The sequence below is a fragment of the Sanguibacter inulinus genome, assembly GCF_013415325.1.
GTDB lineage: Bacteria > Actinomycetota > Actinomycetes > Actinomycetales > Cellulomonadaceae > Sanguibacter > Sanguibacter inulinus.
Window position 1 is genome coordinate 79,922 of sequence record NZ_JACBYE010000007.1, and the last position, 23,890, is coordinate 103,811.

The window sequence follows — 23,890 nt, forward strand, 5'->3', positions numbered from 1 at the left end:
CAAGTTTAGGTAGAGCCACCCCTCGACGCAAGGAGCACCATGCCCACGATCACCCCGGCCTCTCTCGCTGACGTCCCCGCCGCCGCCGCAGTCCTCGCCGAGGCCTTCGCCGGTGACCCTGTCCTGGCCGCCGTGACAGGACGGCCGTCACCCACAGCGGACCTCCTCGCCCGGCTCTTCGCCCCCGTGCTCCGCAGCGGTGCGCTACCGCTCGGAGGCGTCGACCTGGCCCGCCGGGACGACGGCGAGATCGTCGGTGTGGCGGTCTGGGAGCCCCCGGGCACTCGCTCCCACCTGCTGAGCCAGGTGCTCGAGCTCCCGGCCTTCGTCGCCGCGCTGGGGCTGCGCGGGCTCCGGCACGCCGCCCGCGTCCAGAGCCTGATGGCCGCGCACCGCCCGGCTGCGCAGCACTGGTACCTCGCGCAGATCGGCGCGGCCACCTCCGCGCGGGGGACCGGGATCGGTTCTGCGCTGCTCGGCTCACGCCTGGCGCGGATCGACGCCGAGGGGTCGCCCGCCTACCTCGAGTCGTCGAACGAGCGGAACCGTCGGCTGTACGCACGGGAGGGCTTCCAGGAGGTCGCGCCGATCGACGGGATCCCCGGTGCCCGGCCGATGTCGATGTGGAGGCCGGCTGCAGTCGTGGGTGAGGCCCGGAGCGACGTGGCGCCGCGAGGTGCCGCAGGCTCGACTGCTGCCACCCTCTCCGCGGCCCAGGTCACGTCCTCCCAGACCGACGGAGCCACCCGATGAGGCGCGCGACGTGGATGGTCCTGGTCGGCGCGATCGTCGCTGAGGTCGTCGCGACCCTCGCGCTCCGCGCCGCTCTCGACTCACCAGGGTGGTACGCCCTCACCGCGGCCGGGTACGTCACCGCCTTCGTGCTCCTCGCTCTCCTGCTGCGCATGGGGGCGAAGATCGGTTCGGTCTACGGCGTCTGGGCGGCCTCGGGGGTCGCGCTGACGGCACTGCTCGCCGCGTGGTTGTTCGGGGAGGCGCTGACCTGGCCGATGGTCCTCGGGATCGTCGTCGTCATGGTCGGTGTCGTCCTCGTCGAGACCGGGCACACCGACGACAAGCCCGCTGCGCCCGGCTCCGCTGCGCCCGGCTCCGCGACCGGGCCTGCCGGGCGTCGGACGGAGGTCGGCGCATGATGTGGCTCGCCCTCGTGGCGGCGATCCTCTCGGAGGTCACTGCGACGCTCAGCCTCCGCGCCTCGGAGGGACTCCGGAAGAAGGCGTGGATCGTCCCGCTGGCGATCTTCTACCCGCTGGCCTTCGTGCTCCTGACGGTGTCGCTCGACGCGGGCATGGCGGTCGGCGTCGCCTATGGGATCTGGGCGGCCTCTGGTGTCGCGCTCACCGCTGTCGGCGCGCGGGTCGCCTTCGGGGACGCGCTCACGCGTCGGATGATGCTCGGTATCGCGTGCATCGGTCTCGGCGTGATCCTCATCGAGCTGGGCGCGGCACACTGACGAGGTGCGTCGTGGAGGGGTGCCGCACCGCGTGGCCCGACGTGCCGGGGCCACGCGGTGCGGTGTCTGAGGCTGTGCGTACCGTGGGGCAGGTCCGGGACCGGAGAGTGGCTTGGAAGGGTGAGGTCTGTGCACGCGACGACACTGCAGGAGCGCGCCGCCGAGCGGGCGCAGGAGCTGCCCGGGGCGGAGCTCACTCATCCCTTCGGTGAGGACTGGGACGTGTACAAGGTGCGCGGCAAGGTGTTCATGCTGGCGACCGCCGTGACGCAGGAGCCGATCGTCGTCCTCAAGGCCGCGCCCGCAGACGCCCGCAGCCTCCGTGAGGCCCACGAGGACGTCAGCCCGGGCTATCACATGAACAAGAAGCACTGGATCACCCTGCACCCCGGCGGTGACCTCGACGAAGAGCTCGTGGACGACCTCGTCACGGAGTCGTATCTGCTGGTCGTCGAGGGGCTGCCCCGCAGGCTCCGACCTGTCGACCCGACGACCTTCGGCTCGGGCTCGTGAGCCTGAGGCTCGAAGAGCACGAACGGCGTCGTCAGGTCAGTCGACCCAGGTGGGGTCGTCGAGCAGCTCCTGGACTGTCCCGAGCAGACGCGCCGCGTGGAACCCGTCCGCAGCGGCGTGGTGGACCTGAAGAGCGACGGGGAGCAGGACCTCGCCCTCCCTCTCGACGTAGCGCCCGAGTGTGAAGATCGGCGCGAGGTGGTCGAAGCCCTGCTGGACCGCGAGCGTGAACCCCGTGAAGGACGTCCACGGGAGGCTCGACACGTCGAAGGAGTTCTCCGGCGCCGGTCCCTGCGGGAACATCTCAGTCGCCGTGCGGTGCTCGACGAGCAGTGCTGCTGCAGTGTCGTGGAAGGTCGCGAAGCTCGTGTCGTACGGTGCCCAGATGCTCGCGAAAGTCTCGAGCTCCGGGTTGAACACCGTGAACGAGGGATGGACCACGGGCCACGTCGCCGGGGCGCCGTCCGAGGTCAGGCACATGCGGAACGCGTCGTGCTGGTTCACGGCGGTCGCGAGGGCCCACACCTGCGCGACGTAGCTCTTCCGGGCCGACGCCCGCAGAGTCTCGACGAAGACCGTCGCGTCGAGCTCGACCGTGATCGCGTAGGTGCACGGGACGACGGACCTGTAGTGCTCGAAGTGCTGTCGCCGGGGCCAGGTGGAGAGGTCGATCGGCATGGCAGACGTCATCGCGCCATCCTGGCAGCCGCACCTACCTCAGACCAGCACTTTTCAGCGGCCCTGCTGTCAGGAGATGGTCGCTTCCGGGGAGCTCCTCCTCCGCCTGCGCAGAAGAGATGCTGCAGCGAGGCCCAGCGCGACGACGAAGCACCCGGCACGGAGCCACAGAGGCATGCCCGGGACCAGCCCGCTCAGCGCTACGACGACGATGATCGTGACGAGGCTCGCCGTCTTGAGCCGTGGCAGAGCGTAGGAGATCCCGGTGGAGGCGAGGATCACCGCGAGCGAGATCTGCAGATAGCTCCAGTATGTGTCCATCAACGGCAATTAAATGTGTTCTTCTTGACCTGCGTAGGCCAAGATGGTGTACCTGGGGCGACAGCAATCTTGATACCCAGGCAATTTCCGTTCTCCCAGTAACGGCCCGCGGCAACCGCGAGAAGTGTGGCCGCCGGCGCGACCGCTGCGCCACAGACGACGGCCCCGACGCCAGCAGAGATCACTGCGCAACCTCCGGCTGCTGCTGCGATGAGCCACCCGGCATCTCGCGCATTCCGAGTTGAGGCCCTGTTGAGACGAAGTGTGCAGGTGATGATGCCGCAGTCGCCCTGAAAGGTCGGGTCAGCAACGATAGGGAATGCTGAGGTTGCATCGAAGTCGACCGTCTGCACGAGCGTGTTCCCGTCGACCGCATAGGCGGTCGGTATTTCCTCGCCTCTCGCGTCTCTCGCCCACGGGGGAGCGACGACCCCACGGGTGGCTCCGTCGGCCCCGACGATCTCGACCGAGCCGTCGCTCTGGAGGGCGAGGGCCGCACCGGTCGGAAGGTCGAACGGGAAGGAGTACGAGCCGGGAGCCTCGGGGGAGCTGATGGCGATCAGGGCTCGGAAGCCGTCGCCCTCCACGGTCTGCAGACCGACAGATGCGCTGTTCCCCGCTTCAGCGTAGACAGCTGTCGCGCCGATCGCCACGGGGTCGTCCAGCTCTAGTCCCAGTGGGAGGCCCATGCCCACGGTGTCTCCTGAGGATGTCGTCGCGACGACGTCGACCCCGACCGAGATCGGGGGAGCCGCGCTCCCGGAGATGGGAACCGGGGCTCCGGTCGAGTCCGTAGAAGCCCCGAGGTCGGCCAGTGCGAGGTCGATAGACCGGACGGTGTCCTCCGCGTCTAGAGGGTCGTGGGATCTCTGGGAGGTGCCGTCGATGCTCGATGCCTTGTGCTGTTGAGGAGTGTCCAGTGCAGTGGCCGCGATCGAGGTCGACAATATGGCAAGAATGGTGAATGTCGCCGTGGTGAAGAAAATCCGTTTCATGATGTCCCCTGCTGAAGAGCGCCCCTAGGAGAGCCGCAGGTGCGGCTTGTGCTGGGTGCGTCGATTGACAGAGTATTCTTCGGCGGAAGAACGGCTGCGGGACGAAAGTCCTCCCGGTGAGCGAGCACTCTTCAGGGATCAGCGTGCTCTGCTGAATCGCACGACCGAAGCTGCTCTGCGATCGCCCACAAGAATTTTCCGATGTTCTTGAGACTCACTCGGTGGCGCCATTGATCGTTCCGGGTCAGAACGGCCGGTGCGTCCATGGGTGCGGGCGCATTGCCCTTAGTGGGTTAGTCCGGTCGCCTGCTTCCGGCACCCGATCAGGGCGCACCGTTCGGTGGTGACGCGACAGGTGCGTCAGGCAGGCACCGCGGCGTACGCCTCGGCGAGCAGCTCGACCGAGCGCAGTCGTGCGGGGGTGGCGAGCGAGGCGTGCGCGACGATCAGCTCGTCGGCGCCGACGCTCTCACCGAACCGGGCCACGTAGTCGGCGACCTCGGCCCCGGTGCCGACACCCGTGTAGGTCATCATGCTCGCGACCTGCGCACCGGCCGGGGAGTCGAGCAGCATGTCGAGCTCGTCGTCGCTGAAGGTCTGGGTCACCGGGATCTGCCGGCTCTGGCGCAGCATCATGAGCAGCCTCGACCGGCGGGCCAGCGTCAGCTGCTCGAGCGCGTCGTCGTGGTCGTCCGAGGCGATCGCGTTGAGCCCGGCGATCACGTAGGGCTGCTGCAGCTGCTCCGAGGGGCGGAACTCGCTGCGGTACGCGGCGACCGCGGCGTGGAGCGCGTCGGGGGCGAAGTGCGAGGCGAAGGCGTACGGCAGGCCGAGCGCGGCGGCGAGGTGCGCACCGAAGAGCGACGACCCGAGGATGTACAGCGGCACGTGGGAGCCGGCGCCCGGGGTCGCGCTGACCCCGGGGACGCGCGAGTCACCGGACAGGAAGGCCTGGAGCTCGACGACGTCCTGCGGGAACTGGTCCGAGGCTGCGGGGTCGCGGCGCAGGGCCCGGAAGGTCGCCTGGTCGCCGCCCGGAGCGCGCCCGAGACCGAGGTCGATCCGTCCGGGGTGCAGAGCCTCGAGGGTCCCGAACTGCTCGGCGATGGTGAGCGGCGAGTGGTTGGGCAGCATGACGCCACCCGCGCCGAGGCGGATCGTCGAGGTCTGGCTCGCCACGTGGGCGATGAGGACCGACGTGGCGCTCGAGGCGATCGACGCCATGTTGTGGTGCTCGGCGTACCAGACACGCCTGTAGCCGCTCTTCTCAGCCTGCTGGGCGAGCGCGACAGACGCCGCGAAGCTGTCGCGGGCCGTCTCTCCGGGAGCGATCGGGGCAAGGTCGAGGATCGAGAGAGGGAGCGTCATGCTTGCGTCAACAGAGCGAGGTCGGGTCGTGTTCCCGCTGCGCAGGTGCCGAGGGTCACGCCACGCGGTCGTCTGTGGACCCCGCACGCGAGCGCGTCACCGTCAGTGACACCGACGCCGCGATGATCAGCACCGAGACGATGGTCGACCAGCTCGCGCCGACCCCGCCGCCGATGTCGAGCACGAGAGCCATGACGAGCTGTCCGCCGACGATCGACAGGGTCAGCGCGAAGGTGCCGAGCGTCCGGACGGAGTACGCGGCCGAGACCGTGATGATCGCCCCGAGCGGCCCGCCGAGGTACACCCACCAGTCGGTGCTCAGGGGCGGCAGCGTGACCTCCGACAGCCCGCCGACCGCTGCGGCCACGGCGCACACGAGGGAGATCCCGGCGAGCCCGCCGACCACCGAGGCGACCGTCGGCACGAGGGGGTCACCCGTGCGGGCGGCCACGACGCCGTTGCCGGCGGACTGGACGGACAGCAGGAGACCCCCGACGAAGAGGAACAGACCCGTGCCGATCGCGGCCAGCACGGTCCCGGTGCTCGGACCAGGGCTCGACAGCACCGCGACGACGAGCCCCACCAGCGCTCCCAGCCCGGCGACGGCGCGACGGACCGTCAGCCGGATCGGTGCGTCGAGGCCCACCCCGCGCGAGTCGAGGACCAGCCCGGACACGGTTTGACCGGCGACCGAGCAGACCGAGGCGAGGGCCACCCCGACGACCGGGATGCCCACGGCCATCGACATGACCAGGGGCACGCTGCACAGCCCGACCGCGAACCACCACCACCGCGCGCCGCGCAGCGCGCGCACCGCAGGTCCGAGACGCCCGAGCGCCGTGAGCAGCACGACGGCCATGACGAAGGCCCCGACGTAGGCGAACCACGACGACACGAGCGCACCCGCACCGCGGGTCGCGAGCTCGCCGTTGAGCTTTCCCTGCACGGCGATGACGGCGCCGCTCGTGATCGCGACGGCGAGCGCCGTGCCGAAGCGCGCCGTGCGGGCGGGGGGTGCGAGGTCTGCGGGGCCTGAGGCCGGCGACGAGGTCATGGCGCCCATTCTCTGCCTCTCGGCCACCAGGCAGCCCCGTCTGGCGACCTGGGCGATCCCGGGCATCGCTCCCGTGGCGCGCCCCGGCGACCAGGCACATGATGGACTCCGGCACGGCGCGTCCGCCGCCGGGTCACCCTCACGGTCTGGAGAGATCGCATGCGCCTGGGAGTCCACCTCTGGAGGTTCGACGCCGTCGAGCCCGCCCGTCTCCGTGCTGAGCTCGCCGGGACCGCAGCCGAGGCCGAGACGGCCGGCGTCTCGTGGGTGTCCGTGATGGACCACTACTTCCAGATGGAGAGCGCCGGGTTCCCCGCGAGCGACCCCATGCTGGAGGCCTACACGACGCTCGGCTTCCTCGCCGGGCGCACAGAGCAGGCACAGCTCGGGGCGCTCGTCACGGGCGTCACCTACCGTCAGCCCGGCCTCCTCGCGAAGATCGCGACCACCCTCGACGTGCTCTCGGGCGGCCGGGCGACCCTGGGTCTCGGGGCCGCCTGGTACGAGCGCGAGCACCTGGCGCTCGGGGTCCCGTACCCGCCGCTCGCCGAGAGGTTCGAGCGACTGGAGGAGACCCTGCAGATCTGCCACCAGATGTGGGACCCAGCAGACGACGGCCCCTTCGAGGGCAAGCACTACCAGCTCGCCGAGACGCTCTGCTCGCCCCAGCCCCTCAGCACGCCCCACCCCGAGGTGATGGTCGGCGGCGGGGGAGAGCGCAAGACCCTGCGGCTCGTCGCGCAGTACGCCGACGCCTGCAACCTCTTCGCCACGACCCCTGAGGGCATCGCGCACAAGCTCGACGTCCTCAAGAGGCACTGCGACGACGTCGGTCGCGACGTCTCGCAGATCCGGGTGACCATGATGCACAGCGGTGACGAGCTGCACGCCGGAGACCCGGCAGCCTTCACCGAGAGCCTGCGCCCCTACGCGGCGCTCGGCGTGGAGACCGTCATCGTGGCCACACCCCCGACGAGCGGACCCGAGTGGGTCCGGAGCAGGGTCGCGCCCGCCGTCGCTATGCTGCAGGACATCTGAACTCGACCGAGGAGTCCCGTGCCTTCCCTGGCCCTTCCTGAGCACCTCGCCGTCCTCCAGTCGACCCGGCCGCACCTCGACGTCATCGGGTCGACCCCGTGGCCTCTCCCCGATGGCTGGTGGGACACCACCCGCGCGCACGTCCAGGCCCTCGTCGACGACGAGCGCGTCGGGCGCCGGGAGACAGCGTGGAACGACTGGCCCGTCGGGACCCCGCACATGGCCATCTACCTGCTCGTCCTCGGGGAGCGCCTCGGCGGGTGGAGCGCCCTGCTGTCCGGCACCGAGCCGACCTTCCCGCAGAAGGTCATCGCCGACCACCTGCCTCCGGTGTCCAGGCTGGGCGAGAGCCCCGTCTACAGGTACTTCCCGTCGGCGACAGACTGGCCGCTCCGGCTCCTCGACCACGCCGGACGAGACCCGGAGGCGCGCCTCGACGCCCTTGAGGCCAGTGTCGACGCCCTCGCCGTCTTCGACGACGTCGAGCCCTTCGCTGCGCGTCGCGACGCGCTCCGCGGCATCTTCGAGCGTGTCATGGACGACCGGGAGCTCCGCAGGCTGCATGCCTTCAGCCCCTACGCCGACCTCGCCCGCCTCTGGCGCCAGGACCTCCTGACCGACGACGAGCGCGCGGTCCTGCCCGAGCTCGGCGGGTGGGCCGACACCTTCTCCTGGTCCGTCGCCGGCTTCACGGTCGTCCACGACCACCTCGCCTCGATGCTCGAGCGCTCGCAGACCTCGGACCAGGTGCTCGCCTCGATCGCCCTCGCCGACGGCCGGACCGCCTTGCCCGCGGCGGCCGCTGTCGCACTGGGCCGCGAGCGGGCCGACGCCGTCAACGCCGACATGGCGGACCGGCAGGCGTCCTTCGACAAGCAGGTCTGGTTGTCGAGCACCCGGGACTGGGTGGCGCGCGGTCTGCTCCGCGGCGAGATCGACGTGTGCCGCACGTGGCTCGCGTCGACCAGCCAGACGGCCGTGTCTCTCGCCGGGCTGCCCGGCGCCCCGGTCGCGTCGGCCTCGCCGAGCCTGGTCGACTTCATCCAGGACGTCGAGGAAACCTACACGGCGCGCAGCAGCCGGGCCCGCAACCCGCTCCTCGAAGACTTCGCGCGCAGGGTCAAGCCTGTGCGCCACCCCGTCCCCGGGCGCCCGATGCGTCTGCGCGACAGCGACGAGACCGAGGACGAGGAGACCGACGACCTGCTGCCCGACGCCGTGGAGATCGGCGACCCGCAGGGCGAGCTCGCCCGGCTCGTCGGACTCGAACCCGTCAAGGTCCAGGTCCGCCGGCTCGAGGCCGAGGCGCGCGCCGACCAGCTGCGCGCCGAGGCGGGCATGCCCGACTCGGGCCGCTCGCGCCACCTCGTCTTCACGGGGAACCCGGGGACCGCCAAGACCACGGTCGCGCGTCTTCTCGCCCGGACCTACGCCCAGCTCGGGCTGCTCTCCCGCGGGCACCTCGTCGAGGTCAGCCGGATGGACCTCGTGGGCGAGTACATCGGGCAGACCGCCCCCAAGGTCCGGAAGGTGTTCGAGAGGGCGTCGGGTGGTGTGCTGTTCATCGACGAGGCCTACGCCCTCATGCCTGCCGACTCGCACCGCGACTTCGGCGCCGAGGCCGTCGCGACCCTCATCAAGCTCATGGAGGACCGCCGCGACGAGGTGGTCGTCGTGGTCGCCGGCTACCCGGCCGAGATGCACAGGTTCTTGCAGTCGAACCCCGGGGTCGCGTCGAGGTTCCCCAAGACCCTCGTCTTCGACGACTACTCCGACGACGAGCTGCTGACCATCCTGCGTGGCATGGCGACCGAGCAGGGATTCGTGCTCGCCGACGGCGTCGAGGACCGCATCAGGGCCCTGCTGCCGCACCCGCGCCCGGCAGGATTTGGCAACGGTCGCTTCGTGCGGAACGTCTTCGAGGAGGCCGCGTCGATCCAGGCCGAGCGCGTGGTCGCCCTCGACGCACCGACCCCGCAGGACATCCGGACGATCACCCCGCAGGACGTGCCCGGCGATCTCCCGGTGGCCCCCGAGCGCCCGCGCCCGGGGATGTACCTCTGAGGCCTGGACCCCCGCAGACCTCTCGTCACCGGGCGCACCTGCGGTGATACTGGTCCCATGAGCCCTGCCCTCGACCTCTCGAGCCCGTGCCCCTGCGGCACTGGGCGCCTCGCCGAGTCCTGCTGCGCGCCCGTCCACTCCGGGGCTGTGCAGGCCCCGACCGCCGAAGCCCTCATGCGGTCCCGCTACACGGCCTTCGTCGTGGGGGACGTCGACCACCTCCTCGCCTCCTGGCACCCGCAGACCCGGCCCGAGACCCTCGACCTCGACCCCGACACGGTGTTCACCCGCCTCCGGGTGCTCGAGACGGTCGACGGCGGCGAGTCCGACGAGACCGGGACCGTGGCCTTCCGTGCGCACTCGCGCCACGACGGCGAGCGGAGCACGCAGACCGAGGTCAGCCGGTTCGTCCGCGCCGACGACGGCTCCCGCCGGTGGTTGTACCTCGACGGCGTCGACGGGGCTCCGCAGGGATGAGCGACGGGGCTCCGCAGGGATAAGTTGGGAGGACCCCTGACCGAGAGGACCCCCTGTGGCACTGCCTGCTTCCCCCACCCGCGAGTTCGTCACCGGCCTGCCCAAGGCCGAGCTCCACCTGCACCTCGAGGGCACCCTCGAGCCCGACCTCAAGCTCGAGCTCGCGCGCCGCAACGGCGTCGAGCTCGCCCAGAGCACCGTCGAAGAGGTCCAGGCGAGCTACGTCTTCGACTCGCTCGCGAGCTTCCTCGCCGTGTACTACCCGGCGATGGACGTCCTGGTCACCGAGCAGGACTTCTACGACCTCGCCACGGCGTACCTGCGCCGGGCGGCCGCAGACGGCGTGACGCACGTCGAGATGTTCTTCGACCCGCAGGCGCACACGAGCCGAGGCGTGCCCTTCGCGGACGTCGTCAACGGCTACCACCGGGCCGCTGTCGACGGTGCGGCGCTCGGTGTCGACGCCCACCTGATCCTCTGCTTCCTCCGGGACTTCTCGGCCGAGAGCGCCGCAGAGACCCTCGAGGCGTCGGTGCCCTTCGCCGACAAGATCCTCGGCGTCGGTCTCGACTCTGACGAGCGGGAGAACCCGCCGTCGAAGTTCGGTGCGGTCTTCGCCCGCGCCCGTGAGCTCGGCTACAGGCTGACGATGCACTGCGACATCGACCAGGTCGGGAGCATCGAGAACATCCGCCAGGTGCTCGAGGACATCGGCGTGGACAGGATCGACCACGGGACCAACGTCGTCGAAGACCCCGCTCTCGTCGAGGTCGTGCGCGAGCGCGGCCTGGGCCTGACGTGCTGCCCGGTGTCCAACTCCTTCGTCACCGACGACATGAAGGCCACCGAGATCGCCCAGCTGCTGCGGGCGGGCGTCAAGGTCACGGTGAACTCCGACGACCCCGCGTACTTCGGCGGCTACGTGGCCGAGAACTACGTCGCCCTCGTCGAGAAGGCGGGCCTGACGAGCGAGGAGGTCGTGACCCTCGCGAAGAACTCCTTCGAGGCGTCGTGGGTCTCGGACGCAGACCGCGCGAGGTTCCTCGCCGAGGTCGACGCCTACGTCGAGGGCTACGCCGGCTGACCCAGCGGGTCAGCCTTCACGGCTGCGGACGGGCGCGGGCCCGCGTGCGCCACAGCCTGGAGACGACGCCTGCCGCCAGCACTGCGGTGCCCGCCACCACAGAGGACAGTGGCAGCGTCACGACGAGCAGCACGCACCCGAGGGCTCCAGCCACCTGGAGCCCTCGGGGCGTGCGGCGGTCCTGCGGCCCCTGGGTGAAGGCGGCGAGGTTGGCGACCAGGTAGTAGACGAGCACCCCGAAGGACGAGAACCCGATCACCCCGCGCAGGTCGACGATGAGGACCAGGACGCACACGACGACGGCGAGCGTGACCTCGGCACGGAGCGGCACCTGGTGCCGGGGGTCGACCGCGTCGAGCCAGCGCGGCAGGTCGTCGTGGCGTGCCATCGCCAGGCTCGTGCGCCCCACGCCGGCGAGCAGGGAGAGCAGAGCGCCGAGCGCAGCCGCGGCTGCCCCGACGGTCACGACGGGTACCGCCCAGGTCCAGCCCCCGGCCTGGACGGCGGTGGCGAGCGGCGTGGCCGAGGCGGCCAGCCGATCGGGTCCGAGGACCGAGAGCAGCGTGACGGCAACAGTCCCGTAGACCAGGACCGTGACGGCCAGGGCGATGTGCACGGCGCGGGGGATCGTGCGGCGGGGGTCTCGGACCTCTTCGCCGAGGGTCGCGATCCGTGCGTAGCCGGCGAAGGCGAAGAACAGCAGCCCCGCAGACTGCAGGACCCCGTACCAGCCGTCGGCGAGGCCGAGGGGCAGGTCCAGCCGCGACCACCGGGGTGCGCCGCCCACGAGCGCGGACACCACCACGACGACCAGCGCCACCAGGACGACGACCACGACGACCCGCGTGAGGCGGGCAGTCCGGGTGATGCCGCGGCAGCTGACGGCCGTCAGCACGACGACAGCCGCGACAGCAGCCGGACGCTCCCAGCCGGAGGGCGCCACGTAGGCGGCGAAGGTCAGGGCCATCGCGGCGCAGCTCGCCGTCTTGCCCACGACGAAGCCCCACCCGGCCACGAATCCCCACCACGGCCCGAGACGTTCGCGGCCGTAGACGTAGGTGCCACCCGATGTCGGGTACTGCGCGGCGAGCTGGGCCGAGGCCGTCGCGTTGGCGTAGGCGACAGCCCCCGCCAGGAGGAGGCCGAGGAGCAGGCCCGCCCCGGCTGCCTGAGCCGCCGGCGCGAACACCGAGAACACCCCGGCGCCGAGCATCGATCCGAGCCCGATCACCACGGCGTCGGTGGTCCCGAGCCTGCGGGCCAGGGGAGCGGGGCCGGTCATCGGAGGTCGGTCGTCCGGGTCAGCCGGTGATCGGACGGCACCGGAGCCGTCGTCAGGCTCAGCGGATCCTCCGGTGTAGGTCTTCGACCCGGGGACGGATATCGTCGCGCACGAGGCGCATCCGCTCCATCCCCGTGACACCGCGCTCGGAGGGCTCGTCGGTGATCCACGTCTCGAGCCGTGTCCCGGGACCTACGACCACCTGTGCCTCGGAGCCGAGCACGACCACGACGTCGGAGGCCTCGACCATCGCGGCGGTCAGGGCCTTCGGGTGCTCGTCGCCGACCCCGACGCCGATCTCCGCGAGGGACTCGACCGACTGAGCGTTGAGCGAGGCGCCCGGCGCAGTCCCGGCGGAGGTCACCACGACAGCGTCCCCGGCCAGGTCGCGCAGGAGGGCCGCCGCCATCTGCGACTTCCCGCCGTTCTTCTGGCAGACGAAGGTGATGTGCGGGACTGTCTCGGTCATCGCGGGCTCCGGTCGGTTCGGCGTCGTCAGACGGTCAGGAGGGGGGTGCTGCTGGGCACCTTAACCTGCCGAGGTGTCCAGAGGGTTCGACGTGTCTCACGCGACCGCCCTGCCCTGAGCGGTCAGGCCCTGTCGAGGGGGACCTGACGGCGGGGACGAGCACGTGGCCCTGCTCGCTAGCGGCCTCGCAGGCGTGCGAACAGCCCTGCCTTCTTCGCCGCGGGCTGGTCGTGGCCGGGGCAGCGGTCGGAGGCGGGGACGCCCTTCATCACCTGGTCGACGTGCTGCCCGCACCCCGCCCAGGTGGTCTTCCCGCAGGTCGTGCATCGGGTCGCTCGGCACATGGTGGCTCCATCTCTCGTGGTGGTGCCGACGACATGCCGGCACTGCAGACGATATACCCCCGGGGGTATACAGTCCTCCACATGAAGACCCTCATCATCGGAGGGGTGGCCGGAGGCATGTCCGCGGCCACCCGGTTGCGCAGGCTCGACGAGCACGCCCAGATCGTGGTGCTCGAGCGCGGACGGTACGTCTCGTTCGCCAATTGCGGGCTGCCCTACTACGTCGGTGGCGTCATCGAGGACCGCGACTCGCTGCTCCTGCAGACGCCTGAGTCGCTCGCCGCTCGCTTCGCCCTCGATGTCAGGGTCGGGCACGAGGTCGTGGCGATCGACCCCGCGGCGAAGACTGTCACCGTGCGCGAGCTCGCCTCGGGCGAGACGAGGACCGAGACCTATGACGCGCTGGTGCTCGCCGCCGGGTCGTCGGCCGCCCCACGCGCCGGCTCGGGCGACCTGCCCTGGCACACCCTCCGAACGGTCGACGACGTCGACCACATCGCCGCGCTGCTGGGTGCGGCCGGGGCGGACGCACGAGCCGTCGTGGTGGGGGGTGGGTTCATCGGCCTCGAGGCTGTCGAGAACCTCCGGGCACGGGGTGTCCACGTGACGCTCGTCCAGCGCGGGCCGCAGATCTTCTCCCCGCTCGACCCGGAGATGGTGCAACCTGTCGTCGAGACGCTCCGCGGGGCAGGCGTCGACGTCAGGACGGGCGTGACGGTCGTCGCGAGCGGCGCAGGTCACGTCGACCTCAGCGACGGCTCCAGCCTGCTGGCTCAGCTGGTCGTCGACGCCTCCGGTGTCACGCCGGAGTCGACCCTGGCCGTCGCGGCCGGGCTGACGATCGGACCGACCGGCGGGATCGCCGTCGACGGGCGCCAGCGGACCAGCGACAGGTCGATCTGGGCTGTCGGAGACGGTGTGGAGAAGGTCGACGCGATCTCGGCCGAGCCGACGCTCGTGACGATGGCGGGACTGGCGAACCGGCACGGACGTGCTGCCGCCGACGACATCGCCGGGTTGGACCCAGACGACGCCCTGCCGGCTCTCGGGACCTCGATCATCGGCATCCTCGGGCTCACGGTCGCGACCGTCGGCTGGAACGAGAAACGGCTCACCGCAGCGGGGTGGGCGCACCGGGTCGTGCACACCCACCCGTCCTCCCACGCCGGCTACTACCCTGGCGCGGCGCCGATGGCGATCAAGCTCCTCGTCGACCCCGCCGACGACGCGATCCTCGGGGCGCAGATCGTCGGGACCGACGGGGTCGACAAGCGGATCGACGTCATCGCGACAGCCATGGTCGGCGGCATCACCGCGCGGGGCCTGGCCCACCTCGAGCTCGCCTACGCCCCGCAGTACGGCTCCGCCAAAGACCCGGTCAACCTCCTCGGGTACGTCGCGGAGAACGTCGCCGACGGTGTCGTGGCGACGGTCCAGTGGCACGAGCTCGACGAGCAGCGGCGAGACGGGGTCACGCTGGTCGACGTGCGGTCCGCCGACGAGCACGTCCGCGGTGCGATCCCTGGTGCCCTGTCCGTCCCGCTCGACGACCTGCGCAGCCGTCTCCACGACCTGCCGGCAGGCCCGCTGATCGTCCACTGCCAGGTCGGGCAGCGAGGTCACACCGCGGCTCGTCTGCTCACGCAGCTCGGCTACGAGGTCAGCAACCTCGACGGCGGGTGGAAGACCTGGGCCGCCGGGACGGCCTCCCGCCGTGCAGGCGAGCACATTACCGCAGCGTCGGTCGCCGCAGAGGTGAGAGCATGAGCCGGCCCCCACTCCTACCCCGAGAGGCCCCGAGAGCATGAGCCAGTCCCAGACCGACGGTCCCGAGACCTCCGCTGCGACGCTGCACGACGCGGCGGCCGTCAAGAAGGTCGCCAACCGCCTCCGCCGCGCTCACGGCCAGCTCGCGGCCGTGATCGCCGCCGTCGAAGGGGGTGGAGACTGCCGTCAGGTCGTCACGCAGCTCGCGGCCGTGTCGAGCGCGCTGGACCGTGCTGGCTTCGCGATCATCTCGACGGCGATGCGGCAGTGCCTCGTCGAGGGGGACGAGCCTGACAGCGAGGGCTCGACGTCAGGGCCCACGAGGCTCACGGTCGACGAGCTGGAGAAGATGTTCCTCACGCTGGCCTGACCGTCCTCGCAGTGCTGGTCTGTACCCACGCACTGAGGGCTCGTCTCGTGGCGCCGTCTCGTGCAACAATCGACTGGATCGTCTTTCATCGATCCAACCTCGAGGCCCGGGAGTCCGCATGAGCTCGACCACCGATCACCTGCCCGTCGTCGTCATCGGCGCCGGACCCGTGGGGCTCGCCGCCGCAGCGCACCTGCTCGAGCGCGGACTGGAGCCGCTGGTCGTCGAGCAGGGGGATCGTGCAGGTGCGGCGGTCGCGGCGTGGGGGCACGTGCGGCTCTTCTCTCCGTGGCGCTACGACGTCGACGCGGCCGCGGTCCGGCTCTTGGACCCGACGGGGTGGCGCTCACCTGACCCCGACTCTCTGCCGACCGGGGCGGAGCTCGTCTCCGAGTACCTCGCTCCGCTCGCCGCCCTCCCGCAGATCGCCGGACGCCTGCGCCTGGGGGCGGAAGTCACCGGTGTCACGCGCGACGGAGCGGACAAGACGCGCTCCCTGGGCCGCGACCGTCAGCCCTATCGCGTGCGGATCGTCGCCGGTGGGCAGGTCCAGGACGTGCTGGCACGAGCCGTCATCGACACCTCCGGGACGTGGGACACGACCAACCCGATCGGCACCGGCGGTCTGCCGGCCCTCGGCGAGGGTGAGCACACCGCCTACCTCACCGGCCCCCTGCCCGATGTCCTGGGGCGCGACCGCGAACGGTTCGCAGGGACCCACACCCTGGTCGTCGGGATGGGGCACTCGGCGGCGAACACCCTGCTGGCGCTGGTCGAGCTCGCCGAGGCCGTTCCCGGCACGACGATCACCTGGGCGATCCGCGGCGGGTCGGCCCGCCGGCTCTTCGGGGGTGGGACCGACGACGAGCTGCCCGCGCGCGGGCTGCTGGGCACGCGGCTGAAGGAGGCCACCGAGTCGGGCCGCATCACCCTCGTCAAGTGCGCCTCGATCGAGCAGATCACCGGTGAAGGCCAGCGTGTGCGTGTGACGGGTCGCGCGCGCGAGGAAGCCTGGGAGGTGACGGTCGACCAGATCGTCAACGCCACCGGATTCCGCCCCGACCTCGACATCGTGCGCGAGGTGCGCCTGGACCTCGACAGCGCCATGGAGTGCCCGGCCGGGCTCGCTGAGCTCATCGACCCGAACTACCACTCCTGCGGCACGGTCCCCGCTCATGGCGAGCAGCTGCTGCGCCACCCCGATGCCGGGTTCTACATCGCCGGGATGAAGAGTTATGGGCGAGCACCGACCTTCCTGCTGGCCACCGGCTACGAGCAGGTCCGGTCCATCGCCGCCGCTCTCGCCGGAGACACCGCAGCCGCGTCAGCAGTCGAGCTGAACCTGCCCTCGACCGGGGTGTGCTCGACCGACGTCGCGGCCGACGGCGAGGAGACCTCGTGCTGCGGGACGAGCGAGACCCCGCAGCTGCTGACGATCGGCGCACAGCCCACGACAGGCTTCGCCACCGGCCTGGCTCACGGACGGTCTGCTGACCCGGTCTGACCACGGGGTACGCCGACGGGAGCCCTCTCGTCCGACAGTGGACGAGAGGGCCTAGTCGTGCGGCAGGTCGCTCGGTCAGCTGGTGCCCAGGACCGCGGCGTAGCCGGACCCGGCGGCGGTGATCGCCCGACCGCAGGACGTCATGATCAGGCCACCGGTGCGAGCGGCGCGGGGGTCACACCCAGCTCGGCGAGCAGAGCGAGGACCCGGGCGTGGATGTCGTCGCGGATGGGGCGGACGGCGTCGATGCCCTGGCCTGCGGGGTCGTCGAGCGTCCAGTCTTCGTAGCGCTTGCCCGGGAAGATCGGGCAGACGTCGCCGCAGCCCATCGTGATGACGACGTCGGAGGCCTTCACGGCGTCGGCGGTCAGCACCTTGGGGCTCGAGGAGCGGATGTCGATGCCCATCTCGAGCATGGCCTCGACCGCTGTGGGGTTGATCTGGTCTGCGGGCTCGGAGCCCGCAGAGCGGACCTCCACCTGGCCCGCGCCGAGGGCGGCGAGGAAGCCCGCTGCCATCTGGGAGCGGCCCGCGTTGTGGACGCAGACGAACAGGACCGACGGCGTGGTCGGGGTGGTGGGCTCAGTCATGGGGCGCTCCAGGGTGCGAAGGGAGAGGTGTCGTGCGGTCGGTCGTCTCGCGACGGTCAGGAGGGTGGAGGTCCTCACCGGGTGGCAGGGATCTCGAGGTCGGGCAGCAGCGACGCGAGGAGCTCGCGCACGTGGGCGTCGATCTGGTCGGTGATGGCCAGGACACCCTCGTGCGAGGCGAGGGCCGGGTCTCCTACGACCCAGTCTTCGTAGCGGGTGCCCGGCAAGATCGGGCAGGTGTCGCCGCAGCCCATCGTCACCACGACGTCGGCCGCGCGGACGGCGTCGTCGGTGATCGGCTTGGGGTAGGCCTCGCCGGGTGACGCGCCGAGGTCGGCGAGCACGGTCCGCACCTGCGGGTGGACGTCTCCGGCCGGAGCCGACCCGGCGGACCGGACGACGAGGCGGTCGCCGGCGTACCTGCGGACCAGCCCGGCGGCCAGCTGGGAGCGCCCGGCGTTGGCGACGCAGACGAAGAGCACCTGGGGAACCGTGGTCGTGTCGCCTGCGGTGGAGATGTCCTGGAGGCGCTGGCGTGCGAAGCGTTCGGCTGTCACCACGAGGTGGGACCGCACGCCCGCGGTGCGGGCCAGGGCTGTGTAGGACTCGCGGACCGTCGTGGTGACGGTCTCAGGGGTCAGGCTGGGGAACGTCTCCGCGAGCGTCTCGGCGACACGGGTGAGGACGTGGTCGACGTCGTCGAGCCCCGCGGCAGCGGACGCGCGCTCGGCGGCCTCCAGGGTCGCCGGTGCGAAGGCGTCGAGCAGGACGCCCACGGCGCCGCGCAGCGCGGGTGCCACGCGGTAGTAGACCCAGGTGCCGCGCCTCTCGGAGGTGAGGACACCGACGTCCTTGAGCACCTTGAGGTGGTGGGAGACCGTGGGCTGTGCCACGTCGGCGACCGTCGCGATGTCGCAGACGCAGGCCTCGCCTGTCGGGCTCGACGTGATGAACGAGAGCATGCGGATGCGCAGCGGCTCGGCCAGGGCCTTGAGCACGGTCGCGACCTGCACGGCGGAGTCGAGGCTCATGCTGCTCGCCGCGGGCGAGCCCTGCTCGCACGCGGACTCTGTGGTGCTCGTGCTGGGGGCGACGGTGGTCATGGCGTTCCCTGCCTCTCGGAGACGGTCTGGTACGGGTCGGTGCGGAACCAGCGTCGGCCGACCCACAGCGTCACGTAGACGAGGGCCACGAGGACGGGCACCTCGATGAGTGGTCCGACGACCCCGGCGAGGGCCTGCCCGGACGTGGCGCCGAAGGTGCCGATGGCGACGGCGATCGCCAGCTCGAAGTTGTTCCCGGCGGCAGTGAAGGCGAGCGTGGTGGACTTGGCGTAGCCGAGGCCGAGGGCCTTGCCGGTGACGATGCCCACACCCCACATGAGCGCGAAGTAGGCGAGCAGTGGCAGCGCGATCCGAGCCACGTCGAGAGGCTGAGAGGTCACGGCCTCGCCCTGGAGGGCGAAGAGCAGGACGATGGTGAAGAGAAGACCGTAGAGGGCCCACGGTCCGATGACGGGCAGGTACTTCTCCTCGTACCACTCGCGGCCCTTGCTCCGCTCGCCGACCGCGCGGGAGGCGAAACCGGCGACCAGAGGGATGCCGAGGAAGACCAGCACGTTGAGTGCGATCTGTCCCATGGAGAAGTCGAGGCCTGCAGTGTCGAGGCCGAGCCAGCCGGGCAGCACCGTGAGGTAGAAGTATCCGAGCAGCGAGAAGGCGACGACCTGGAACACCGAGTTGATCGCGATGAGCACGGCGGCGGCCTCGCGGTCGCCGCAGGCCAGGTCGTTCCAGATGACGACCATCGCGATGCAGCGCGCGAGGCCGACGATGATCAGGCCCGTCCGGTACTCCGGGAGGTCGGGCAGGAAGATCCACGCGAGCGCGAACATCACGCCCGGCCCGACGACCCAGTTGAGAGCGAGGGAGCTGATGAGCAGCTTCTTGTCCCCGGTCACGGCGGCGACCTTGTCGTAGCGGACCTTCGCGAGGACCGGGTACATCATCACGAGCAGGCCGATGCCGATCGGCACCGAGATGCCGCCGACCTCGAGGTGCGAGAGAAGGTCCGAGAGCCCGGGGACGAGGGTGCCGAGCAAGAGCCCGAGAACCATCGCGATGCCGATCCAGGCCGGGAGCCAGCGGTCGAGCGTGGAGAGGCGGGGCGGACCCGCCGTCGTGAGCGGCCCGTCCGTCGTCGTACGTGCGTCAGTCACTGGGTGCCGTCCTGTCGAGGGCAGGAGACTTCTCTCCCCTGTATTGATCCTCGCCTATATTGACGTGGATCGAAGTGAAGGGCAAGAGGAGGTGATTGTCGACATCGCAGGGGAAGCTCTGAGCACCGGTCGCTCCTCCCGTCGGTGACTCAGGCGCCGTTCGAGCTCACGAGGAGCATGCGGCCGAGGTCGTCGAGCCTGTCCTGCTGGACCGCGTAGTAGGACCAGGTCCCGCGCCGCTCTCGGCTGAGCAGGCCCGCCTCGACGAGGATCTTGAGGTGGTGGCTTACGGTCGCCTGACTCAGGCCGACAGGTCCGGTGAGGTCGCACACGCACGCCTCGCCCCCGTCGCCACCCGCGACGAGGGCGAGCAGACGCAAGCGGGTCGCATCGCCGAGGGCCTTGTACCCGCGTGCGATCTCGTCCGCGGCGGCCGGGTCGAGAGAGTCCCGCACTGCGGCGATGCAGCAGGCTGTCGTGGTGGGAGTCGTGGTGCTCATCGCCCCATCGTCCCATGGATCGAAGAATCTCGATCAGGGTGGTGCTGCTCAGAGGCTGAGAGCCGGGCTCTCACCCCATCGGCCACACCGGACGCACCTCTACGGCCCCGAACCGGGCCATCGGGTGGGCTGCCGCCGCCGCGACCGCGGAGTCCAGGTCCGCCGCGTCGATGACGTCGAACCCGGCGAGCCGTTCGCTGCCCCGGGTGACAGGTCCGGCCGTCGTGGTGCTCTGGCCACCCCGGACCCGCACGGACACGGCGTCGTCCTCAGGGCGGACGCGGTCGCCGAGCACGTAAGACCCTGTGGCCTGCAGGTGGCCCACCCACGCTCCGGCGTCGTCGTGGGCGGCGTCGTAGGGCTCACCGGTCGGGTCGTCGCAGATCAGCAGCAGATAGCGCATGGTGCCTCCTCGGTGGTGACGTCGCCCCGCCGTGGCCGTCCGTACCAGTCGTCGGCCTCGGCTGGGACGAGGTCTCGACCGCCGGTGCGTCCGACGCCGGGGGCAGCCGTCGGACGGCGGCCGCGTACTCACGCAATCTAGCGACCGCAGTCCAGCCGAGGGAAGGTCTCGCGAGGGGAGGTGCGCGGCCTGACCGTCGTCGCCACGAGGGTGCGGGGGAGTCCGCGCGGCAGCGTGGACCCGGCGTACCCTGGGCGCAGCGGCGCCGCCGCACGGCCGTGACCCACGCGAGCCGTCCGCCTCTCCGGGGCGGGCCACCCTCCAGACGAGAGAACCACAGTGCTCGAGAACCTTCCTGTCGCCGCCGCAGCCTTCGCCGTCCTGGCTGGGCTCGTGCACGTCTACATCTTCGTGCTCGAGAGCCTGCGCTGGACCGCGCCCGCTACCCGGCGCACCTTCGGCACCTCTGAGGACGAGGCGCTCGCGACCCGCTCCATGGCGTACAACCAGGGCTGGTACAACCTGTTCCTGGCTGTCGGGGCGATCGGCGGGGCGGTTCTCGCGCTCGGAGCCGACGGCTCCGCCGCCGTGGCAGGCTCGTCGATCCTGCTCTTCGCGACAGGGTCGATGGTCGCCGCAGCCCTCGTGCTCGTCACGAGCGACAGCACCAAGCTCCGCGCCGGGTCCGTCCAGGGCTTCTTCCCGCTCATCGCGATCGTCCTGGCGCTCCTCCTCGGCTGAGCTGCCCTCGGCGGCCTGCCGAGCACGGCTGGCGGGGCCGACCTTGGGCTACTCGGCGAGCGCGTTGAGCGCCGACCACCCCAGCGTCGGGGCAGGCCCGGGAGCCGCCGAGGCGTCTCCCAGCATGGTCGCGGCCATCTCGCCGACCAGGCTGTACGCGGCCTCGGCGATCGACGACCCGGCGCTGATCCTGTGCGCGCCGGCCGCAGCGAGCTCCCCGACGGAGAGCGTGCCGGGGCCGAACGCGACGTTGACCGGGACCGGTGACGCGGCGACGAGGGCCCGGACCACGTCGGGCTGGAGCGCGCCGAGCACGAAGATGCCGCTCGCTCCTGCCTCGGCGTAGGCGAGCGCCCTGTCGAGCGTCTCGTCGAACCAGGCGAGACTGCCCACGCCGCCGAGCCGGTGCGTGTCGATCCGGGCGTTGACGAACAGCGGGTTACCCGCGTCCTCGGCGGCCGCACGGGCCGCAGCCAGCCGGGTCACCTGCTCGGCGACCGGACGCATCGAGTCTTCGATGTTGACGCCCACCGCGCCCGCCTCGAGGACCGCGGTGACAGTCTGCGCAACCTCCTCGGCAGGACCGCCGAGACCGTTCTCGATGTCGGCCGAGACCGGCGCCTCGACGGCCCGGACGATCGCGGCGACCGCTGCGACGGCGTCCGTCCTGGCCAACCGGTTGCCGTCGGCCGACCCGTGCGCCCACGCCACCCCAGCGCTCGTCGTCGCGACAGCGGCCGCTCCGGCCGCCGCGACGACCCGCGCCGAGGCGACGTCCCAGGCGTTGGGGAGCACGAGCGGCGAGCCGGAGACGTGGAGAGAGGCGAAGGCCCGGGCGAGGGCGACCTGAGAGAGCATGCCCTAGTGGACCACACCGGGGCGCTCGGCGACGACGAACAAGAAGCAGAAGAACGCGCTCCGCTCCCCGCTCGCGATCCGTGGGGGCATGAGCTCGGGCGGGGTGTCCTTCGACGGTCCTGGCTCGTCGAGGACGCGCAGGTCGAGACCCGCGTCGGTCACTGCCCGGACGACCTCCCGGAGCGGGCGGTGCCAGAAGGTCAGCTCGGTCGTCTGGCCGTTGAGCTCGACGTCCTCGGAGTAGAGCCTGGTCTTGAAGTAGTCGTCCTCGGGGGCGTTGAGCACCTGGGCGAACGGGTGGTTGACAGAGGCGACGAGCCGGCCGCCCGGCCGCAGGACGCGGCGGAGCTCGGCGAGCGGCCCGCCCCAGTCCTCGAGGTAGTGCAGCACGAGGGAGGCGACGACCACGTCGTAGGACTCGTCCTCGAAGGGCAACGGCTCCGCCAGGTCGTGCACGGTCAGCGGGACCGTGCCACCCAGCCTGCGGCGAGCCAGGTCGATCATCGCCGGGCTCCCGTCGAAGCCGGTGACGTCCGCGCCACGGGCGACGAGCTCGGCGGCCAGCGGGCCGGACCCGCACCCGGCATCGAGGATGCGCTTGCCCTGCACGTCGCCCACCAGGTCCAGCACAGCGGGGCGCTCGTAGTAGGCGTTCAGCAGGCTCGTCGCGTTCTCCGCCTCGTAGTCGTCAGCGAACCTGTCGTAGTCATCGGCACTCATGCTGTCTCCGTCTCAGGGGCCGGGTTGATCGTGTCGCCGTCGCTGGTCAGGCGGGCGTCGGGGTCGATGGCCAGCACCTCGAGGCCCGGTGTCTCGACCAGCTCTCGGACCAGCCCGGCCGAGCCGGCCACGAGGGTCGAGTCCCAGTCGATCTCGGTCGCGAGGAACCATGCGTGGTCGTCGGGCCAGACCATGCTGGGCGTCTGGGGCGACCAGCCCGGGCGGACCCAGGGAGCCCGGTCGCCCCACGCCGGTTCGGTGAAGTCGTCTGCGCCGGCCTGGAAGAGCACGTAGGTGCGCCCGGTGCCGCCGTGCAGGGCGAAGGTCGGTCCGCTCGCGATCTCGCGGGACAGCAGGCCGGTGCCAGGCTCGGGGGCTCGGTGGAAGAGAGCGATCCGTTCCGTCGTCGCCCACCTCACCCGGGTGAGTGCCCGGCGCAGCGTGGTGCGCAGTCGTGTGCCTGCAGACCGGACCGCCGACCGGAGACCACGGTCGTCGGTGCTCGGGTCCGGCATCTCGGCGGTGTACGTGGCGTAGCCCGCAGAGCTCATGAGTCCACCCCAGCCCTCCCAGACCGCGGCGACGCCAGCGGACGGCGTGGTGGTGTGACGTTCGAGGACACGTGCTGCACCGGTGAAGGAGCCAGGGTCGCAGCTGCCCTCCGGGGGCATGTCGTAGCGCCAGCCGTCGGGGGCCACAGTCTGGGACTCCTCCCACCTCCCGAGCCCGACGAGCCGCGCGAACTGCGCCTCGCTGTGCATGGTCGTGCCGAAGGCCGCGGCGACCTCGGCCCACGTGGTGCGTCCGGTCTCGAGCGCAGCCTCGATGTCGGTGGCCCCCGCGAAGAGCGACTCTTCCTCGACCCCGTGCCACGTCCCGGTCGCGCGGGGCCGGTCTCGCTCGACCGCGTGGAAGATCCGTGCGTAGGCCTCGAAGCCTCGTGGCACGACCGAGAGGATCGAGGCGAAGGGCTCGGACTCCATCGGGCGCAACCACTCGCCCCGCGAGACGTCGGGTTCCCACATGAGCTGCTCAGGCACAGGTCGATCTCCTCGGTG

The 23,890-nt window shown here is 71.1% G+C and carries 28 protein-coding genes; 12 read left to right on the top strand and 16 right to left on the bottom strand.

Translation table 11 applies throughout. The features are described 5' to 3' along the window. The first annotated feature begins 39 nt into the window (after positions 1-39). The 4 genes from HZZ10_RS04695 (at position 40) to HZZ10_RS04710 (ending at position 1,987) form a co-directional block, all read left to right on the top strand. A complete protein-coding gene (locus HZZ10_RS04695) occupies positions 40-753 on the top strand; it encodes a GNAT family N-acetyltransferase (RefSeq protein ID WP_179912611.1) in 714 nt (237 codons plus the stop codon). Next, entirely contained in the window at positions 750-1,154 is a 405-nt protein-coding gene (locus HZZ10_RS04700; RefSeq protein ID WP_179912612.1) for a DMT family transporter, read from the top strand. Before HZZ10_RS04695 ends, HZZ10_RS04700 begins: the two co-directional genes overlap by 4 nt. Next, positions 1,151-1,474, top strand: coding sequence for a DMT family transporter (locus tag HZZ10_RS04705; RefSeq protein WP_200945479.1), 324 nt, complete (start codon positions 1,151-1,153; stop codon positions 1,472-1,474). The genes HZZ10_RS04700 and HZZ10_RS04705 overlap by 4 nt, the downstream gene beginning before the upstream one ends. A 129-nt stretch (positions 1,475-1,603) precedes the next feature. After that, positions 1,604-1,987, top strand: coding sequence for an MmcQ/YjbR family DNA-binding protein (locus HZZ10_RS04710; RefSeq protein ID WP_179912613.1), 384 nt, complete (start codon positions 1,604-1,606; stop codon positions 1,985-1,987). A 36-nt stretch (positions 1,988-2,023) separates the two neighbouring features. On the opposite strand, the gene HZZ10_RS04715 is transcribed toward HZZ10_RS04710, so the two are convergent. The 5 genes from HZZ10_RS04715 to HZZ10_RS04735 form a co-directional block, all read right to left on the bottom strand. Then, positions 2,024-2,677, bottom strand: coding sequence for a CatA-like O-acetyltransferase (locus HZZ10_RS04715; RefSeq protein ID WP_179912614.1), 654 nt, complete (start codon positions 2,675-2,677; stop codon positions 2,024-2,026). 57 nt (positions 2,678-2,734) lie between these two features. Continuing rightward, positions 2,735-2,986, bottom strand: coding sequence for a hypothetical protein (locus HZZ10_RS04720; RefSeq protein ID WP_179912615.1), 252 nt, complete (start codon positions 2,984-2,986; stop codon positions 2,735-2,737). Then, entirely contained in the window at positions 2,986-3,981 is a 996-nt protein-coding gene (locus tag HZZ10_RS04725; RefSeq protein WP_179912616.1) for a hypothetical protein, read from the bottom strand. The genes HZZ10_RS04720 and HZZ10_RS04725 overlap by 1 nt, the downstream gene beginning before the upstream one ends. Before the next feature lie 360 nt (positions 3,982-4,341). Next, entirely contained in the window at positions 4,342-5,349 is a 1,008-nt protein-coding gene (locus HZZ10_RS04730) for an LLM class flavin-dependent oxidoreductase (protein ID WP_179912617.1), read from the bottom strand. Between the two features lie 55 nt (positions 5,350-5,404). Beyond that, the gene (locus HZZ10_RS04735) at positions 5,405-6,403 is read right to left on the bottom strand and encodes a DMT family transporter (protein WP_179912618.1); all 999 of its coding nucleotides are present in this window, start codon (positions 6,401-6,403) and stop codon (positions 5,405-5,407) included. A 159-nt stretch (positions 6,404-6,562) separates the two neighbouring features. Here HZZ10_RS04735 and HZZ10_RS04740 point away from each other — a divergent pair, with 159 nt between their 5' ends. The 4 genes from HZZ10_RS04740 to HZZ10_RS04755 are packed head-to-tail and all read left to right on the top strand — an operon-like array spanning position 6,563 to position 11,066. After that, complete coding sequence (locus HZZ10_RS04740; RefSeq protein ID WP_179912619.1) at positions 6,563-7,441, top strand: LLM class F420-dependent oxidoreductase; 879 nt, start codon at positions 6,563-6,565, stop codon at positions 7,439-7,441. Positions 7,442-7,459: 18 nt separating this feature from the next. Beyond that, positions 7,460-9,505: an AAA family ATPase gene (locus tag HZZ10_RS04745; RefSeq protein ID WP_179912620.1), complete on the top strand. Its 2,046-nt coding sequence runs from the start codon at positions 7,460-7,462 to the stop codon at positions 9,503-9,505. Between the two features lie 57 nt (positions 9,506-9,562). Beyond that, positions 9,563-9,982, top strand: coding sequence for a YchJ family protein (locus HZZ10_RS04750; protein ID WP_179912621.1), 420 nt, complete (start codon positions 9,563-9,565; stop codon positions 9,980-9,982). Between the two features lie 55 nt (positions 9,983-10,037). Continuing rightward, a complete protein-coding gene (locus HZZ10_RS04755) occupies positions 10,038-11,066 on the top strand; it encodes an adenosine deaminase (protein WP_179912622.1) in 1,029 nt (342 codons plus the stop codon). A gap of 16 nt (positions 11,067-11,082) precedes the next feature. Here the strand turns inward: HZZ10_RS04755 and HZZ10_RS04760 are convergent, their stop codons facing one another. From HZZ10_RS04760 to HZZ10_RS20210, 3 genes are all read right to left on the bottom strand, one after another. Continuing rightward, on the bottom strand, positions 11,083-12,348 hold the full coding sequence (locus HZZ10_RS04760) for an APC family permease (RefSeq protein ID WP_179912623.1): 1,266 nt from the start codon (positions 12,346-12,348) through the stop codon (positions 11,083-11,085). 58 nt (positions 12,349-12,406) lie between these two features. Then, positions 12,407-12,817, bottom strand: a complete 411-nt coding sequence (locus HZZ10_RS04765) for an arsenate-mycothiol transferase ArsC (protein WP_179912624.1) — start codon at positions 12,815-12,817, stop codon at positions 12,407-12,409. A 176-nt stretch (positions 12,818-12,993) separates the two neighbouring features. Further along, the gene (locus HZZ10_RS20210) at positions 12,994-13,161 is read right to left on the bottom strand and encodes a DUF8730 family Cys-rich protein (RefSeq protein WP_506344874.1); all 168 of its coding nucleotides are present in this window, start codon (positions 13,159-13,161) and stop codon (positions 12,994-12,996) included. 81 nt (positions 13,162-13,242) lie between these two features. On the opposite strand from HZZ10_RS20210, the gene HZZ10_RS04770 reads away from it, so the two are divergent. The 3 genes from HZZ10_RS04770 to HZZ10_RS04780 all read left to right on the top strand — a co-directional run bounded on the left by HZZ10_RS04770 (position 13,243) and on the right by HZZ10_RS04780 (position 16,802). Beyond that, complete coding sequence (locus HZZ10_RS04770) at positions 13,243-14,928, top strand: FAD-dependent oxidoreductase (protein WP_179912625.1); 1,686 nt, start codon at positions 13,243-13,245, stop codon at positions 14,926-14,928. A 37-nt stretch (positions 14,929-14,965) separates the two neighbouring features. Continuing rightward, positions 14,966-15,298, top strand: coding sequence for a metal-sensitive transcriptional regulator (locus HZZ10_RS04775; protein WP_179912626.1), 333 nt, complete (start codon positions 14,966-14,968; stop codon positions 15,296-15,298). A gap of 118 nt (positions 15,299-15,416) precedes the next feature. After that, positions 15,417-16,802: an FAD-dependent oxidoreductase gene (locus HZZ10_RS04780; RefSeq protein WP_179912627.1), complete on the top strand. Its 1,386-nt coding sequence runs from the start codon at positions 15,417-15,419 to the stop codon at positions 16,800-16,802. A gap of 146 nt (positions 16,803-16,948) precedes the next feature. On the opposite strand, the gene HZZ10_RS04785 is transcribed toward HZZ10_RS04780, so the two are convergent. The 5 genes from HZZ10_RS04785 to HZZ10_RS04805 all read right to left on the bottom strand — a co-directional run bounded on the left by HZZ10_RS04785 (position 16,949) and on the right by HZZ10_RS04805 (position 20,513). Continuing rightward, positions 16,949-17,392 (bottom strand): arsenate reductase ArsC, encoded by a 444-nt coding sequence (locus HZZ10_RS04785; RefSeq protein ID WP_179912628.1) that lies wholly within the window; start codon positions 17,390-17,392, stop codon positions 16,949-16,951. 74 nt (positions 17,393-17,466) lie between these two features. Beyond that, positions 17,467-18,495, bottom strand: a complete 1,029-nt coding sequence (locus tag HZZ10_RS04790) for a metalloregulator ArsR/SmtB family transcription factor (protein ID WP_179912629.1) — start codon at positions 18,493-18,495, stop codon at positions 17,467-17,469. Continuing rightward, positions 18,492-19,610, bottom strand: a complete 1,119-nt coding sequence (arsB, locus tag HZZ10_RS04795; RefSeq protein ID WP_179912630.1) for an ACR3 family arsenite efflux transporter — start codon at positions 19,608-19,610, stop codon at positions 18,492-18,494. Before arsB ends, HZZ10_RS04790 begins: the two co-directional genes overlap by 4 nt. A 149-nt stretch (positions 19,611-19,759) precedes the next feature. Further along, positions 19,760-20,110 (bottom strand): ArsR/SmtB family transcription factor, encoded by a 351-nt coding sequence (locus tag HZZ10_RS04800; protein WP_179912631.1) that lies wholly within the window; start codon positions 20,108-20,110, stop codon positions 19,760-19,762. Between the two features lie 70 nt (positions 20,111-20,180). Next, the gene (locus HZZ10_RS04805; RefSeq protein WP_179912632.1) at positions 20,181-20,513 is read right to left on the bottom strand and encodes a YciI family protein; all 333 of its coding nucleotides are present in this window, start codon (positions 20,511-20,513) and stop codon (positions 20,181-20,183) included. Between the two features lie 339 nt (positions 20,514-20,852). On the opposite strand from HZZ10_RS04805, the gene HZZ10_RS04810 reads away from it, so the two are divergent. Continuing rightward, a complete protein-coding gene (locus HZZ10_RS04810) occupies positions 20,853-21,254 on the top strand; it encodes a DUF1304 domain-containing protein (protein WP_179912633.1) in 402 nt (133 codons plus the stop codon). A gap of 48 nt (positions 21,255-21,302) precedes the next feature. Here HZZ10_RS04810 and HZZ10_RS04815 read toward each other — a convergent pair whose 3' ends face one another. From HZZ10_RS04815 to HZZ10_RS04825, 3 genes are read right to left on the bottom strand one after another with little or no spacing between them, the layout of a single operon-like run. Then, positions 21,303-22,112, bottom strand: a complete 810-nt coding sequence (locus tag HZZ10_RS04815) for an isocitrate lyase/PEP mutase family protein (protein WP_179912634.1) — start codon at positions 22,110-22,112, stop codon at positions 21,303-21,305. A 3-nt stretch (positions 22,113-22,115) separates the two neighbouring features. Next, the gene (locus HZZ10_RS04820; RefSeq protein ID WP_179912635.1) at positions 22,116-22,832 is read right to left on the bottom strand and encodes a class I SAM-dependent methyltransferase; all 717 of its coding nucleotides are present in this window, start codon (positions 22,830-22,832) and stop codon (positions 22,116-22,118) included. Further along, complete coding sequence (locus HZZ10_RS04825; RefSeq protein ID WP_179912636.1) at positions 22,829-23,872, bottom strand: hypothetical protein; 1,044 nt, start codon at positions 23,870-23,872, stop codon at positions 22,829-22,831. The genes HZZ10_RS04820 and HZZ10_RS04825 overlap by 4 nt, the downstream gene beginning before the upstream one ends. Positions 23,873-23,890 lie beyond the last annotated feature (18 nt).